General features: G+C 57.4%; 13 protein-coding genes and 1 tRNA gene. 10 read left to right on the top strand and 4 right to left on the bottom strand.

The features are described from left to right. Positions 1 to 13: 13 nt before the first annotated feature. From D9K61_RS23005 to D9K61_RS27080, 3 genes are all read left to right on the top strand, one after another. A complete protein-coding gene (locus D9K61_RS23005; protein WP_120635502.1) occupies positions 14 to 880 on the top strand; it encodes a YihY/virulence factor BrkB family protein in 867 nt (288 codons plus the stop codon). After that, positions 877 to 2778, top strand: coding sequence for a cytochrome c3 family protein (locus D9K61_RS23000; RefSeq protein ID WP_120635501.1), 1902 nt, complete (start codon positions 877 to 879; stop codon positions 2776 to 2778). The genes D9K61_RS23005 and D9K61_RS23000 overlap by 4 nt, the downstream gene beginning before the upstream one ends. A gap of 98 nt (positions 2779 to 2876) precedes the next feature. Beyond that, positions 2877 to 3050: a hypothetical protein gene (locus tag D9K61_RS27080; RefSeq protein WP_162947002.1), complete on the top strand. Its 174-nt coding sequence runs from the start codon at positions 2877 to 2879 to the stop codon at positions 3048 to 3050. Between the two features lie 2 nt (positions 3051 to 3052). Here the strand turns inward: D9K61_RS27080 and D9K61_RS22995 are convergent, their stop codons facing one another. Both D9K61_RS22995 and D9K61_RS22990 read right to left on the bottom strand, forming a co-directional pair. Then, positions 3053 to 3769, bottom strand: a complete 717-nt coding sequence (locus D9K61_RS22995) for an RlmE family RNA methyltransferase (protein ID WP_120635500.1) — start codon at positions 3767 to 3769, stop codon at positions 3053 to 3055. Next, entirely contained in the window at positions 3769 to 4881 is a 1113-nt protein-coding gene (locus D9K61_RS22990; protein WP_120635499.1) for a Ppx/GppA phosphatase family protein, read from the bottom strand. The genes D9K61_RS22995 and D9K61_RS22990 overlap by 1 nt, the downstream gene beginning before the upstream one ends. Before the next feature lie 180 nt (positions 4882 to 5061). Here D9K61_RS22990 and D9K61_RS22985 point away from each other — a divergent pair, with 180 nt between their 5' ends. The 6 genes from D9K61_RS22985 to D9K61_RS22960 all read left to right on the top strand — a co-directional run bounded on the left by D9K61_RS22985 (position 5062) and on the right by D9K61_RS22960 (position 10615). Continuing rightward, positions 5062 to 6948, top strand: coding sequence for a PhoX family phosphatase (locus D9K61_RS22985; RefSeq protein WP_120635498.1), 1887 nt, complete (start codon positions 5062 to 5064; stop codon positions 6946 to 6948). Positions 6949 to 7195: 247 nt separating this feature from the next. Further along, a complete protein-coding gene (locus tag D9K61_RS22980; RefSeq protein ID WP_120635497.1) occupies positions 7196 to 7492 on the top strand; it encodes a virulence factor in 297 nt (98 codons plus the stop codon). A gap of 26 nt (positions 7493 to 7518) precedes the next feature. Beyond that, positions 7519 to 8445, top strand: coding sequence for a methylenetetrahydrofolate reductase (locus D9K61_RS22975; RefSeq protein ID WP_120635680.1), 927 nt, complete (start codon positions 7519 to 7521; stop codon positions 8443 to 8445). 9 nt (positions 8446 to 8454) lie between these two features. Beyond that, positions 8455 to 9516 carry a methyltetrahydrofolate cobalamin methyltransferase gene (locus D9K61_RS22970; RefSeq protein ID WP_120635496.1) on the top strand — a complete coding sequence of 354 codons (1062 nt, stop codon included), beginning with the start codon at positions 8455 to 8457 and terminating at the stop codon, positions 9514 to 9516. Positions 9517 to 9642: 126 nt separating this feature from the next. Next, entirely contained in the window at positions 9643 to 10470 is an 828-nt protein-coding gene (locus D9K61_RS22965) for a polyphosphate kinase 2 family protein (RefSeq protein ID WP_120635495.1), read from the top strand. A gap of 71 nt (positions 10471 to 10541) precedes the next feature. Beyond that, a tRNA-Gly gene (locus D9K61_RS22960) sits at positions 10542 to 10615 on the top strand. Between the two features lie 15 nt (positions 10616 to 10630). On the opposite strand, the gene D9K61_RS22955 is transcribed toward D9K61_RS22960, so the two are convergent. Then, a complete protein-coding gene (locus D9K61_RS22955) occupies positions 10631 to 11485 on the bottom strand; it encodes a class I SAM-dependent methyltransferase (protein WP_120635494.1) in 855 nt (284 codons plus the stop codon). 24 nt (positions 11486 to 11509) lie between these two features. Beyond that, the gene (locus D9K61_RS22950; protein WP_120635679.1) at positions 11510 to 13552 is read right to left on the bottom strand and encodes an ASKHA domain-containing protein; all 2043 of its coding nucleotides are present in this window, start codon (positions 13550 to 13552) and stop codon (positions 11510 to 11512) included. A 217-nt stretch (positions 13553 to 13769) separates the two neighbouring features. Here D9K61_RS22950 and guaB point away from each other — a divergent pair, with 217 nt between their 5' ends. Further along, entirely contained in the window at positions 13770 to 15218 is a 1449-nt protein-coding gene (guaB, locus tag D9K61_RS22945; protein ID WP_120635678.1) for an IMP dehydrogenase, read from the top strand. The last annotated feature ends 25 nt before the right edge of the window (positions 15219 to 15243 follow it).

Below are 15243 nucleotides of genomic sequence, written 5' to 3'. Positions count from 1 at the left end.
ATAGGGTCAGATCATGACCGGAAATGTGATTCCCTCGGTTGGTCTTCCCGTGCAAGCGTTGTGGATGGCCATTCGTCGCTTTAACGCCAAGAACGGCTTCGTCATGAGCAGCCATGTCGCCATGTCGCTGATGATGGCACTGTTTCCCTTTGTCCTGTTTACGGTGGCTTTGGCCGGTGCCTTGTCCCAGGGATACGCGACGGATGAACTGATCGATCTGATCTTTGGCGCCTGGCCAAAGGATGTCGCCGACCCGATCATTTCCGAGCTACGCGCAGTTCTGGCTGGATCAGGGTCTGGCGTGATCACGCTGGGGGGATTGCTGGCAGTTTATTTTGCTTCAAACGGGGTTGCTGCGGTGCGGGTCGCAATAAACCAAGCCTATCACGACTATGACCACTGGCCGTTCTGGAAAACGCGGCTTTTGTGCTTGGCGTTGGTCATTATGGGCGGCGCCGCGATTCTTGCGATCGCAGCGTTTGAAGTCGTCTTGCCAGTCTACACTCAGCTGGTTTCAGACAAAACGGCTGTGAATGTGTCTGATTGGCTGTCCGTGGACAGGTTGCGATGGACGTTCACCGTGGCTGTCCCGGTGGGAACCGTTCTTCTGGCCCATTTGATCCTGCCAACGCGGCGACATCGACTGACACAGATCCTCCCAGGGGTCCTTTTGACCTTGGTCCTGTGGGCGACCGGAGGATGGGTTTTCTCTATCTATATCGCCCAATTCGCCACCTACAGCGCCACCTACGCAGGTCTGGCAGGTGCCATGGCGGCTTTGATCTTTCTTTACCTTTGTGCCGCCATGCTGATCCTTGGGGCGGAATATAACGGCGCCCTGATCGCATTGCGCGACAAAGCCAAGGAAGATGCCTCATGAGGCGGGTGGCGCTTGCCTTGTGCTTACAAATTCCCGCTTTCGCCAACGCCCAGACCCCAGATTACGTCGGATCGGAGCAATGCTCGGACTGCCATCAGGCCGAAACCGAGGCTTGGGCCACGTCTCATCATGCTCTGGCTTGGACGACGGTCAATGAAGGCTCAATAGTCGCTGACTTCGACGGCACACGGTTTGAACATGACGGAATGTCGGTGGCGTTCACACGCGAAGCAGAAGACTATATCGCCCGGGTTACAGAGAAAGATGGAACAACTACCGAGCACACTGTTCACTCAGTTGTCGGTGTCACGCCGTTGCAGCAATACCTGTTCGAAACCAAACCGGGTCGATTGCAAAGTTTCGACGTGGTTTGGGATACCGAAGCCAAAAGGTGGTTCCACCTGTATCCTGATGAAGACCTGCCACCAGATGACGGGTTGCATTGGACGGGCCCGTACAAAAACTGGAATGCGCGCTGCGCCGAATGCCATGCGACAGGGTACGAGAAAAACTACGATCCAGAAACGCGGAGCTACCAATCTCAGCAAACTGAAATTGGGGTTGGGTGTGAGGCCTGTCATGGTCCGGGCTCAGCACATATCGACTGGGCGGGCGGGCAAGGCGCGGCTGACGATCTGAGTGAAACGGGGTTTTTGATGCGTTGGGGCAGGGGGCAGACAGAGGCCGAAATTCAACAATGCGCCGGGTGTCATTCGCGCCGTGAGGCGCACGAGGGTGGAAATCCGCTCCCCGGCACGCCTTACCATGATGCCTATAATCTCGCGTTGCTTCGGCCAGGTCTGTATCACCCGGACGGGCAGATACTGGATGAAGTCTATGTCTACGGATCATTCCTGCAGTCGAAGATGTATGCCCGCGGTGTTGGGTGCATGAATTGCCATGAACCGCACAGCGCCACGTTGAAAGCCGAAGGCAATGGCATTTGCACGCAGTGCCATTCCGCGGTCGGTAACCCCGACTTTCCTACTTTGACGACTCAAGACTACGACACAACGGCGCATCACCAGCATCCGGAAGGGAGCGACGGTGCTCAGTGCAAAAGCTGCCACATGATCGAGCGGGTCTACATGGGCGTCGACGGTCGGCGCGATCATAGTTTCCGCATACCGCGCCCCGATCTGGGCCTTGGGCAGGATGCGTGCACGGATTGCCACCAAGGCGAAGATCAGGTCTGGGCTGCCGCTTACATTGAGGGCTGGTTCCCTGAATCTCGACAGCGGCGCGCGCACTATGGGACAGTATTTGCCCCCGCCATGGCGGGACAGCTTGAAAGCCCCGAGGGGCTTGTTGCCCTGGCCATCGATCCTTCCCTGCCGGGAATAGTTCGCGCAACAGCGGCTTACCTTTTGCAGCCCTTTGGTTCGCCGGAGATCGCCACGGCAACCGCACCTTTGCTGAAAGAAAGCGATCCGTTGATTCGCGCCAATGCCGCGGTTTTGCAAAGGTCCGCAAATTTGTCCGAGCAGGTTCAGCGGCTCGAACCATTGCTGTCGGACCCAATCCGAAATGTACGCATCTCGGCTGCTAAAGAGTTCCTGAACATTCCAACGCAGGTGCTGTCACCTGATCAGCAAGCAATGGCAGGTCAGAGCATGGCCGAATGGCAAAATGCGATTTCAAACCGGCTGGATTTCCCGGAAACCCATCTGGTGCTGGGGGGTATGGCGTTGACCTTCCGGAATGCCCTGGCGGCCGAGCAGGCGTTCCGCGAGGTTGTCACACTGGACCCGCAACGGGACGGAGCCTGGCCCATGTTGGTGCAGCTGGCACAGATAAATCGCGGGCCGGATGCTGCCCGCGAGGTGTTGCGGGAAGCCTTGGACTGGTTGCCACAAGACCCAAACTTGCTGCAATTGTCGACGCAACTTGAACCCTGACACGGCACCATGGTGCCTGTATTAGGCCATTTTCCCGGCAGATTTGATGGTTACGCTTCAGGGCAGGGTGATGCTCTGAATGTGTTTAAAGGTGACCAATGTCGGATAAAACGACGAAGCAGAAGGTTTCGCTTGATCAGCGGATTGCCGAGTTGCGCGATAGAAAACCTGTTTATCTGAACCATGGTGAGGCGCTGATGTTGCAGGGTATGGCCACGGCGTCATGGCGCGAACCGCGCCTGGCCAAAGATCATATCGCTCTCGAAGACTGATCTCAGCCACGGAACCCGGTTGCGACAACAAATTTCTCCGAACTGTCCGAACGGGATGCCGGTGGTTTCACATTGGCCACCTTGTCAAACTTCTGTTTCAACAGTTTCTGCAGGTCACCTTCGGCGCCCCCGGCCAGAACTTTTGCAACAAAGGTTCCGCCTTCTTCTAAAACGTCGAATGCAAAGTAGGCTGCCGTTTCGCACAGGGTCATGATCCGTAAGTGATCTGTCTGCTTGTGCCCCGATGAAGACGCCGCCATGTCGGATATCACGACATCGGCCTTGCCACCCATCCACTCTTTGACTTTTTCATCGGCATCGTCTTCCAAAAAATCCAACACATGAATCTCAGCCCCGGCGACCGGCTCAACTTCTTGCATGTCGATACCCAAAACCGTGCCGATTTTCTTGCCGGATTTCTCGCCCAGCGCGTTGACGCGTTTGACGGCAACCTGACACCAGCCGCCGGGGGCACAACCCAGATCAACCACCCGTGCGCCTGGCACAAGAAACCGAAATTTCTCATCCAGTTCTAGTATCTTGAACGCTGCGCGTCCCCGATAGCCTTCGGTCTGCGCCCGCTTCACATAGGGATCGTTCAACTGCCGCTGCAACCAGCGGGTCGAGCTGAGCTTGCGCCCGCGGGCCGTTTTCACTTGCACCTTCAGATCGCGTTGTCCGCGACCCGAGGTGTTCTTACCAGTTGGTGTCTTCGCCATCAAAACGGTCCGTCTTCCAATACGCCGTCCGCACTCATCTGCGCATAAAGCAGACCTTCGCGCAGCCCCCGGTCCGCCACGGAAAGGCGGTCGGTGGGCCAGCAGCGCAGCAGTGCCTGCAAAATGGCCGAGCCAGACATGATCAGGGCCTGCCGGTCATCACCAATGCGCGGATCGCGGCGGCGCCCATGAGGACCGAGTTCTAGATAGCCACGTATGACTTTGTCAATCTGATCGCTGGTCATGCGCAACCCGTCGACTTTGGTTCGGTCATAGCGTTTCAGACCCAGATGCGACGCCGCAACCGTCGTCACAGTGCCGCTGGTGCCAACGATCTGAAACCCTTCGCGGGCCTGCTCGTCTTTGTACGGTGCAAAATCGGCCAGGTTTTCTTCAAAGAACCAACTCATCAAGGCAAACCGGGCCGAGTCATCCTCGACGTCATGGAACTGATCCCGCAGGGTTGCAACACCAAGTGGCACGCTGATCCAATCCACGACTTTGGCGGCAGGAAAGGGGCTATCGGCGGTGTGGAACCCGTTATGCAACCGCATGATCGCTGCCGGGCGATCCCGGCGCGCGATAGATGAGATATCAATCCACACCAGCTCCGTCGATCCGCCACCAATGTCCACGACCAGCAATTGTTCGGTCTTGGTCGAAACCAACGGCGCGCATGAGATGACGGCCAGACGGGCTTCTTCCTCGGGCTGGATGATTTCAAGTGTCAGGCCGGTTTCACGTTTCACTTGTCGGATGAAATCACGCGAATTCTTCGCTCGTCGGCACGCCTCGGTCGCGACCAGACGCATCCGTTTGACCTTGTTGCGCTTTAGCTTTTGCTGGCAAATCCGAAGGGCCTGTACGGTACGCGCCATCGACGCCCGTGACAGTCGCCCGGTGCGTTCCAGCCCGGCACCCAACTGCACGGACTTGGAGAAGCTGTCTACCACATGGAACCCGCTTGCCTTGGGCTGGGCTATCAACATGCGGCAGCTATTTGTCCCCAAATCCAACGCCGCATACAGTGCATCTGGATCGGGTCTTGCCGGCGCGGGGCTTTCAACCGCTTTCGGGAACGCGCCCGCACCTTTGGGACGCTTGGGCGCCATCGTCACGCCCTCCGATTTTCAAGTTACCCCGACCCTAGGCGGCGCTTCGCCGACGTGCAAGCGATTTCAATTTTGAATTTAACGCAACTGTCACATGCGGTTCATACTGGGATGCGACCTGATTGGTCGAAACCCATTGCGGGATTCTCTACCAGCTTACAGCCAGATACGGAGTCTGCCATGAATGATGAGCGCCCTCTTTCCTTTGATGAATTCGACGAAGCCGTAAATCCACGACCCGAAGAATGTGAATTTGACCGCGTAGTCGAACGTGCCTTGTCGCGTCGCGGCTTTCTGGGTGGCGTTCTGGCCATGGGCAGTTTCACCGCTGTTGGCGGCTCGCTTGTGCCGTCAGGCGCAAGCGCTGCATCGGATCGGTTCTCGTTTGAGGCGATTCCGACCTCTACTGCGGATGAAGTGATTGTACCGCCGGGGTACAAAGCCGAAGTCATGGTGCGTTGGGGGGATCCGCTGTGGTCTGATGCGCCTGAATTCGACCATGCTACCCGTGGCACCGCAGCCAGCCAGGAACGTGCGTTTGGCGACAACACAGACGGTCAGGATGTGTTCTATCATGACGGTCATACTCTATTAGTCGTGAACAACGAATACACCAATCGCGATATTCTCTGGGGTAACAATCCTGATGCCAAGGCAGCATCTGACGATGATGTTGCCAAGGGCATGATGGCCCATGGTGTAACCGTCGTCGAAATCGCCAACACCGATGGCAAGTGGGCCATCGTAAAAGACAGCCCTTATAACCGCCGTGTTACACCGCAAACTGATATGACCATAACGGGTCCCGCTGCGGGTCACGATCTGATGAAGACGGTGACCGATCCCACGGGTACAGCGTGCAAAGGAACTTGGAATAACTGCGGAAATGGCATGACGCCTTGGGGCACCTACTTGGCGTGCGAAGAAAACTTCAACGGCTATTTTTCGGCCGCTGACGAGAATCATGAGGTCAGCCCTGAGCTACAACGGTATGGCGTCTCTTCCAAAGACTGGGGTTACGGCTGGGCCAGGATCGATGACCGTTTTGATGTGTCCAAGGATCCCAACGAACCTAACCGTGCGGGTTACGTTGTCGAGATCGACCCAACAGACCCGAACTCTACACCGCGTAAGCTGACGGCACTGGGTCGTTTCAAACACGAAAACGCGGAATCGGTCGTAAACAACGATGGTCGCATCGTTGTTTACATGGGCGATGATGAGAGGGGCGAGTTCCTTTACCGCTTCGTGTCTGACGGTGTTTATGCCCCTGGTGTGGATACCAACCCGTTGTTGGAAAACGGCACCCTTTCGGTGGCCAAATTCAACGATGATGGCACGGGTGAGTGGCTGGACCTGACCCCCGAAACAACTGGCCTTGCTTCAGCAGCCGAAGTCAGTGTGCACACACGTCAGGGCGCCTCGGCCGTCGGTGGAACCACCATGGATCGACCCGAATGGGTTGCGGCAAACCCGAATGCACCCGAGGTCTATTGCTGCCTCACCAACAACAAGAACCGCGGCCTAAAGCCGAACGCAGGCGGTGATGAAACACCCGCAGGGGGACCGAACCCGCGTGAAGCCAATAACTATGGCCAGATCGTGCGCTGGCGTCCAGATGGTGGTGATCACACAGCCGCTGGTTTCGGCTGGGATCTGTATGTGCTTGCTGGCAATCCAACCGTTCATCAGGATACGTATGGTGGATCGGATAACGTCAATGCCGAAAACATGTTCAACTCGCCCGACGGGCTGAAGTTCGACAACCACGGCCTGCTGTGGATCCAGACGGACGGTAAGTACTCTAACGAAGGCGACTTTGAAGGGCAGGGCAACAACCAGATGTTGGCAGGGGACCCGGTGACTGGTGAAATCAGGCGTTTTCTGGTTGGCCCGAACGAATGTGAGGTCACGGGTCTAAGCTGGTCCCCGGATCGTCGCACCATGTTTGTAGGCATTCAGCACCCAGGCGAGGACGGCAACAGCCATTGGCCCGAAGGCGGTGATGCAGTGCCGCGTTCGGCGATTATCACAGTGACGCGTGATGATGGTGGTCTGCTCGGTTAACGCCGTTTTGCCCTAGGAAATGACCCCGAACGGTGGATGCCGTTCGGGGTTTTCTTTGTTTATGTGCCGATTTCATAGTCACGTTGAGAATTTTGATATGCGTGTTCTGTCAGGAATTGGCTAAAAGCCCCATATCCGGTCGTGGGCAAAAAACGTCGCTGGATAAGCGTCGTGTGTCGAAATTCGACCGACCCACGCCCACATTGAAGTTTAGAACCAGCCCATCTGGTTAGGAGGAATCACGGCGATGCCCGACGTCACTATCGTATACTGGCGCGACATTCCCGCTCAGGTCATCGTCGGCAAAGGCCGACGTGGGGCCAAGCGGCAGCTGGAGGAACGGTTCGAGCAAGCCATCGACCGGGCCGCAATGAAGGTGAACGCCAAGGACAGTGATGCCTATCTGGCCGAATGGCGTAAGGCAGCCGCGTTTGCAGTTGAAGGCGACCCCGCCGAGATTGCCGAGGCGGAAGCTGTGCGTCTGGAAACGGAATACGATCAGGATCGCATCAAGACCCTGATTGCCAATGACGGTTGGGCATGAGCCCAAAATCTTTATGGGAGGCCGCGATGGCTTTGCTGAACTTCAAGAAACGTGATGCGGCCGAAAAGGCCCCGGTAAACCCGACCGTCGAAGCCTTCTTGCAGGGCTATTCGATCGAGGTGATGCCGCGGACCGCTGAAAAGGTCGAAGATTTCCGCGCGCTGCTGCCTGAAGGCACGCGTGTCTACATCGCCCATATCGAAGGCACCCCGATCGAGGATATGGTCAAAACGGCCAAGCGGATCGCCGACGAAGGTTATCCGGTCATGCCGCACTTTCCGGCGCGGATCATCAAGGATGCGGCGACGCTGGAAAACTGGATCTCGATGTACAATGGCGAAGCGGGCGTTGATCAGGCCTTGCTGCTGGCCGGCGGCGTCACAAACCCGCATGGTGATTTCGACAGCTCAATGCAGTTGCTGGAAACAGGTCTTTTTGACAAGGCTGGTTTCAAGCGTCTGCATGTTGCCGGACATCCCGAAGGCAACAAAGACATCGACCCGGATGGCTCGACCAAAAACGTCGATGACGCATTGCGTTGGAAGCAAAAGTTCTCTGAGACCACCGATGCAGAAATGGCTCTGGCCACGCAGTTTGCGTTTGAGGCCAAGCCGATCATCAAATGGGCAGATAGCCTGAAGGACGCAGGGATCGATATTCCGGTCCATATCGGCATCGCGGGTCCGGCCAAGCTGCAGACGCTGATCAAATTCGCAATTGCCTGTGGTGTTGGTCCGTCGCTGAAGGTCCTGCAGAAGCGTGCCATGGATGTCTCTAAACTGCTGCTGCCCTACGAGCCGACCGATGTGATCACCGAGCTGGCCAACCACAAAGCGGCTAACCCGGATTTCAACATCACCAAAGTACACTTCTTCCCGCTTGGCGGCATCAAGACCAACGCCAATTGGGCTATCAATAACGGCGGTGCCTCTGCACAGCCTGTAAACTCTTAAGGAACGGACATGACGCGTACAGTCGTAGAATCAAAAACAAAAACTGCCGTTCTGGGCTTTGATGAGCCGTTCTGTGTGATCGGTGAGCGGATCAACCCCACAGGTCGTAAGAAACTGGCCGCAGAACTGGAAGCAGGCGATTTCTCGACTGTCGAGAAGGATGCACTGGCCCAGGTAGCAGCGGGCGCAACCGTTTTGGATATCAACGCAGGCGTTGTCTACAACTCGAACCCCAATCCGAACGAGACCGAGCCACCGCTGATGCGCAAAATCATCGAAATGGTGCAAGGGCTGGTAGACGTTCCGCTCTGCGTCGATTCCTCGGTCCCAGGTGCGCTGGAAGCGGGTCTTGAGGCGGCCGAGGGCCGTCCATTGCTGAACTCGGTAACTGGCGAAGAAGAGCGTCTGGAGCTGGTTCTGCCGCTGGTCAAGAAATACAACGTGCCGGTTGTTGCGATCTCGAACGACGATACGGGTATTTCAGAAGACCCTAATGTTCGATTCGAAGTGGCCAAGAAGATCGTCGAGCGCGCCGCCGATTTTGGTATCCCGGCGCATGACATCGTGGTTGATCCCCTCGTCATGCCCATTGGTGCGATGGCAACTGCAGGACAGCAGGTGTTTGCCCTGGTCCGTCGCTTGCGCGAGGAACTGGGCGTAAACACCACTTGCGGCGCCTCAAACGTGTCCTTTGGTCTGCCAAACCGCCATGGCATCAACAACGCCTTCCTGCCGATGGCAATGGGTGCAGGCATGACCTCTGCTATTATGAACCCGGTGGCTTTGCCGGTTGGTCCCAAGAAACTGGCCGAGAAGAAGGCCGAAGTTGAAGCCAAAGGCATTATCCTGCCCGCCGATATGGACGATGAAACATTCTGCCAGCTGTTCGGTCTTGGCTCGACCCTACCGCGTGCTGGGAAAGAGATGGAGGCCATTCGCGCCGCCAATCTGTTGACCAACAACGACCCGCATGGGGGCGCTTGGATCAAATTCAACAAAGCCCCCAGCGAAGCCGGGGCCGAAGGGACCGGCGGTGGACGTCGTGGCGGTGGACGTCGACGTCGCGCCTGATTTACTTGAAATGATGAAGCGAGGCCGGGCCACAAGCCCGGCCTTTTTCGTTTGACCCTGATCAATGCCCGGATTCCCGATTTGGGCAAAATAGCCTGATCCAATACGCAACGATCGGGCACCAATATGGCAAGACATCACCCCCCCAAACTGTCGGACGCCGACCTGTCACAGCGGCTGCCAAAGCATGAATACTTCGACCAGCTTGCCGATCTGCAGGCGCAGCTTGCCCGCATTCAACAGGCCTTTCTGTTTCATGGTCTAAAAGGCGTGATCGTTTTCGAAGGATGGGACGCGGCAGGCAAGGGTGGTACGATCCGCCGGATCAGCCAGGCGCTGGACCCCCGCAGCTTCAAGGTGTGGCCCATTGGGGCACCCAGAAACTACTATCTCAATCGCCACTACCTGTTGCGGTTCTGGGAACGTCTGCCGCCCAGCGGGGCGATTTCAGCTTTTGATCGCAGTTGGTATGGTCGGGTGTTGGTCGAGCGGATCGAAAAGCTTACGCCCGAAAATCGATGGCGCGCCGCATACCAAGAGATCAATGATTTCGAACGTATGCTGGTGGAGGACGGGACACGGATTGTGAAGCTGTACTTTCACATTTCCCCCGAGGAGCAGATGAGGCGCTTCACCGAAAGACTGACCAATCCGCTGAAACGGTGGAAGCTGACGTATGAGGACTTTCGCAACCGCGAAAAATGGGAGACGGCTGAGGTTGCAGTAGATGAGATGTTGGCCCGTACGTCGACCAACATAGCGCCGTGGCATGTCATTCCTGCAAACAACAAGAAATACGGACGTATCAACGCAATGAGCGCCGTTGTTAAGGCATTCTCGAAGGATGTGGACCTTGATCCTCAGCATTTGGATACGCGCACATTGGATGCGGCCTGCGAGGCGTTGGATCTGGATCAATCCCTGATCAACAGTCTGCGTGCGCGAACTGAATGACGATTTTGCGGCGCGACCCAGACGATCCGGCTTGAACCTTGGCTGGTGGCGATGATATCCAAACCTAAGCGGCGGGTATGATGTAATGGTAGCCTGTCAGCTTCCCAAGCTGAACGCGCGGGTTCGATTCCCGCTACCCGCTCCAACTCTGATCTTCACATCATGACGCACGACGGGCTTGATACAAGTTGATCACGGCCGGAAGGGCGGGTGCGTTGGAAAAGAAGGGTTGAAACTCTTCACAAACAGCCTGCTGAATTGCTGAAACATCTTCCTTTGTTCCGTCGAAATGAGAGATCACCCGCGCTGCCGGACCGACGCGCGTGCACAAAGTGGCGGTCTCTTCGATCGTATCCAGGAAGTTAAGCCCGATTGGGATCGCCCGCGCGCGAACGTCTTGCAACCCGGCGGTGGCCATCATCCCGGTCACATGGTCCAGATCGTGAAAGGCAAGCGGGCCCGGTGCGTAACGGTCAACTTTGGGTGGATGCCCCAAGCGATCAGTGGCAGCGATATGCGGTATCAGAAACCACGGATTGTCTGCCAATGGCCCCCAGGCGGCAAATGTCATCTGGCCATTCGGTATCAGCGCTCGGGCAATGTTTCTGAATGCCGCAACGGCATCTTCAAAAAACATAACCCCGAACCGCGAAATCGCCGCGTCTCGGCCTGCTTCCGGAAATTGGGTGACTTGCGCATCTGCCCGCTGAAAACCAACGTTGTCCAGCCCGCTATCCTTGGCCCGTTGCGCGGCCCGGTCCAGAAACGGCTGTGAGATGTCGGCCCCGAGTATGTGACCTTCTGCTCCAACTTGCCTCGCTGCGGCCAGGCTGCTGACACCGGTTCCACAGCCGATATCCAAAACACGCATGCCGCTCTTCAGGTCTGCATTTTGCAGGATCAAATCAATGATCGGCGCCATCGTATGGTCAAGCTGGTCCTCATAGGTCAGCCACTTGGTGCCAGAAGGTGAGTTGCCCCAGAACTCTGCCTGCTCTTCGTTTGCGATCTGCACATCGTCCTCCTACGGATGGCAAGACTATGCTTTGCGCCGCCGTCTTCGACCAGCTTTTTCAGGGTCGCCGCCGGTATTGAAAGATGGCGATGGCAGCGTAACTATCTGAGATAGTTCAGGGAACGTATCCGTCTTGTGCGGGATCGCATTTGCCGCGACGAAATGGTCCTGAAACTTGGGTTCGATGGCGGTTTCGACCTTTGTGATATGTCGTACGACCTGCTCGATTTCTGATCGTGCTGCAATGTTACACAGCGCGATCCGTGCCCCGGTGCCGGCGGCATTTCCTGCGCTGGAGACTTTGTCCAACGGTGCGTCCGGGATCATCCCCAGAACCATGGCGTGTTTGGTCGAAATATGCGCCCCAAACGCGCCGGCCAGAACGACACGGTCAACCTTGTCGACCTCCATCTCATCCATCAACAGGCGTGCACCGGCATAGAGCGCCGATTTTGCCAGTTGGATGGCTCGGATATCGCCCTGCGTGACCGTGATGCGCGGGCCACCTTCGGCGCTGGCGTCGTGGATCAGATAGGAATGCGTGCGCCCTTCGGGGACAGCGCGCGTGGTTCCGGTTTGCTCGGCGGAACCGATCAAGCCGCTTTCATCCAGCAGGCCCGCGATGCGCATTTCGGCCACCGCTTCAATGATGCCTGAGCCGCAGATGCCGGTGATACCGGTGGTTGCGATATCCTGATCGAAGCCGTCTTCATCCGACCATTTCTCGGACCCTATGACCTGGAAACGGGGTTCCTTGGTCACTGGGTCGATCTCCAGGCGCTCAATAGCGCCGGGGGCGGCGCGCTGGCCCGAACTGATCTGGGCGCCCTCAAAAGCGGGTCCTGTGGGTGACGAACAGGCCAAAACGCGGGTGGTATTGCCCAAAAGGATTTCGGCGTTGGTGCCGACGTCGACAATCAGCACCAGATCCTCGGACTTGCCGGGCTCCTCCGACAGGGCCACGGCGGCGCAATCCGCCCCGACATGGCCGGCGATGCAAGGCAAGATGTACACTTGCGCGCGCGGGTTTATATTGGTCAGGCCCATCTCACTTGCGGGCAGGGAAATGCTTTCGGACGTGGCCAGCGCAAACGGAGCTTGCCCCAGTTCCACCGGGTCCAATCCCAACAGCAAGTGGTGCATGACCGGGTTGCAAACGAACACTGTCTCGACGATCAGCGCTGCGTCGATCCCGGCCTCATCAGCGATGGATGTGGTTAGATCATTGATCGCCTGGCGCACGGCTTTGGTCATTTCCTGATCACCGCCGGGGTTCATCATGGCATAGGAAACGCGGCTCATGAGGTCTTCGCCAAAGCGGATCTGAGGGTTCATCAGGCCAGAGGATGCTTTGACCTCGCCGGTTTCCAGATCGGTCAGATGGGCAGCAATAGTGGTTGAGCCAAGGTCAATCGCCAACCCGTAGAGGCCACCTTCGTGCAATCCCGGCCAGATTTCCACGATTCGCCCCTTAGTGTCCTTGTGACCTTTGTGAACCGCGACCGTGACCTCCCATTTGCCTTTGCGTAGCGCTGGTTGCAGCTTGGACATCAGGGACAGGTCGGCGGTCACAGCGCCGATTTTCCATTGCTCTTGCAAGGCCCGTTCCAAACGCTCCAGATCACCCGTCGGGGAATGCATGTCCGGCTCTTCAACCACAACAAAGTAAAGCCGGGTCGCCGGATCCATGGTGATTACCCGAGCTGTCGCAGCCTTGCGGACGACCTGCCGGTGAACCTGACTTTCTGGTGGCACATCAATCACCACATCGCCCAGAACGGTAGCCTGGCAGCCTAGGCGGCGACCGGGTTTCAGGCCGCGCTTGTCGTCATAGCGCTGTTCGACGGCGTTCCATTCGCTCAGCGCGCCTTCTGACACGGTGACGCCGTGCTTGGGAAACTCACCATAGCTGGGTGTGATCTGGCATTTGGAGCAAATCCCGCGTCCGCCACAGACCGAATCCAGATCGACCCCCAACTGGCGGGCGGCGGTCAGAATCGGCGTACCAGCGGGAAAGTGCCCGCGTTTGCCCGACGGGGTAAAGACAACAAGGGGGTCGGTGGTCATGAACGGCCTGCCTTTTGTATTCGCGCATATCCCGGGCAACATATGAGTTTGCGGCCAAAGGGAAAGGGCATTCAGCGGCACGTTTTGCACATGTTGCGTCGTTTTGGGGCGCGGCATTGGCCCGCAGAGAACAACAACTTGGGGTAGGGGGCTTTTCCTTGGGTCAAATCCATGTAATAGGGTCACCGCCAAACGGGCTTTTGCATGGGGTTAGATGATGCAGATTCGTGAGGCACTCACCTTTGACGACGTTCTCCTGGTTCCAGGCGCATCTTCTGTGCTGCCTGCGACGGCTGACACGGCGACGCGCGTGACGCGCGAGATCACTATGAATATCCCGTTGCTCAGCTCAGCGATGGATACGGTGACCGAGGCGCGCATGGCCATCGCCATGGCGCAGGCGGGCGGGATTGGCGTTGTCCACAAGAACCTGACCATCGAGGAACAGGCGCGCGAAGTACGGCGCGTGAAGCGGTTTGAATCCGGCATCGTCTACAATCCTGTCACATTGCGAGTGGATCAGACGCTGGCCGACGCGCAGGCGCTGGTCGAACGCTACAATTTCACGGGATTTCCGGTGGTCGAGGAAAACGGCCGGGTTGTCGGTATCCTGACCAACCGAGATATGCGGTTTGCATCATCCGACAACACGCCGGTCAAGGCGATGATGACCTCGGACAATCTGGCCATGCTACAGGAACCGGCGGATCTGGAAGAGGCTAAAAGCCTGATGCGCGCACGCCGGATCGAAAAGCTGCTGGTCGTAGACGGCGAGGGCAAGCTGACCGGTCTGCTGACGCTTAAGGATACCGAACAAGCTGTTCTGAACCCGACAGCCTGCAAGGACCGTTTGGGCCGTTTGCGCGTTGCGGCTGCGACCTCGGTTGGGGATGCCGGGTTTGAGCGCTCCGAACAACTCGTGGATTCCGGCGTCGATATCATTGTCGTCGACACTGCGCATGGTCATTCACAAGGCGTGTTGGACGCCGTGACGCGGGTCAAAACCCTTTCGAACGAAGTGCAGATCATTGCAGGCAACGTCGCAACCGGCGAAGCCACCCGGGCGCTGATTGATGCGGGCGCAGACGCGATCAAGGTGGGCATCGGGCCGGGGTCGATTTGCACAACGCGCATGGTAGCGGGGGTTGGGGTACCTCAGCTGACGGCGATCATGGATTGCGCCTCTGCCGCGCAGGATGTGCCGGTGATTGCTGATGGTGGCATCAAATTTTCCGGCGATTTCGCCAAGGCAATAGCGGCAGGTGCGTCTTGCGCCATGGTCGGTTCGATGATCGCGGGTACCGATGAAAGCCCGGGCGAGGTCATCCTGTATCAGGGCCGGTCGTTTAAATCCTATCGCGGCATGGGCAGCCTGGGCGCAATGGCGCGTGGTTCGGCAGATCGCTATTTCCAGAAGGATGCGGCCAGCGACAAGCTGGTACCCGAGGGGATCGAAGGGCAGGTGCCATACAAGGGGTCGGCCAGTGCGGTCGTACATCAGTTGGTTGGCGGATTGCGTGCCGCCATGGGCTATACCGGCTGCGCAACCGTGGACGAGATGCGTCGCAATTGTAACTTCGTGAAAATCACCGGCGCTGGCCTGAAAGAAAGCCACGTACACGACGTGCAGATCACCCGTGAAAGCCCAAACTACCGGGTGATGTGATTTTTGAATCTTATCTTGCGGCACC

It is taken from the genome of Ruegeria sp. EL01 (assembly GCF_900313035.1).
GTDB lineage: Bacteria > Pseudomonadota > Alphaproteobacteria > Rhodobacterales > Rhodobacteraceae > Ruegeria.
Note: the sequence above shows the minus strand (reverse complement) of the source record. Positions and strands in the feature narration are given on the sequence as shown.

Excerpts from the sequence above, each read along its gene's own strand:
- D9K61_RS23005 (WP_120635502.1), top strand. The coding sequence starts at position 14 with ATGACCGGAAATGTGATTCCCTCGGTTGGTCTTCCCGTGCAAGCGTTG.
- D9K61_RS23000 (WP_120635501.1), top strand. The coding sequence starts at position 877 with ATGAGGCGGGTGGCGCTTGCCTTGTGCTTACAAATTCCCGCTTTCGCC.
- D9K61_RS27080 (WP_162947002.1), top strand. The coding sequence starts at position 2,877 with ATGTCGGATAAAACGACGAAGCAGAAGGTTTCGCTTGATCAGCGGATT.
- D9K61_RS22995 (WP_120635500.1), bottom strand. The coding sequence starts at position 3,769 with ATGGCGAAGACACCAACTGGTAAGAACACCTCGGGTCGCGGACAACGC.
- D9K61_RS22990 (WP_120635499.1), bottom strand. The coding sequence starts at position 4,881 with ATGGCGCCCAAGCGTCCCAAAGGTGCGGGCGCGTTCCCGAAAGCGGTT.
- D9K61_RS22985 (WP_120635498.1), top strand. The coding sequence starts at position 5,062 with ATGAATGATGAGCGCCCTCTTTCCTTTGATGAATTCGACGAAGCCGTA.
- D9K61_RS22980 (WP_120635497.1), top strand. The coding sequence starts at position 7,196 with ATGCCCGACGTCACTATCGTATACTGGCGCGACATTCCCGCTCAGGTC.
- D9K61_RS22975 (WP_120635680.1), top strand. The coding sequence starts at position 7,519 with ATGGCTTTGCTGAACTTCAAGAAACGTGATGCGGCCGAAAAGGCCCCG.
- D9K61_RS22970 (WP_120635496.1), top strand. The coding sequence starts at position 8,455 with ATGACGCGTACAGTCGTAGAATCAAAAACAAAAACTGCCGTTCTGGGC.
- D9K61_RS22965 (WP_120635495.1), top strand. The coding sequence starts at position 9,643 with ATGGCAAGACATCACCCCCCCAAACTGTCGGACGCCGACCTGTCACAG.
- D9K61_RS22950 (WP_120635679.1), bottom strand. The coding sequence starts at position 13,552 with ATGACCACCGACCCCCTTGTTGTCTTTACCCCGTCGGGCAAACGCGGG.
- guaB (WP_120635678.1), top strand. The coding sequence starts at position 13,770 with ATGCAGATTCGTGAGGCACTCACCTTTGACGACGTTCTCCTGGTTCCA.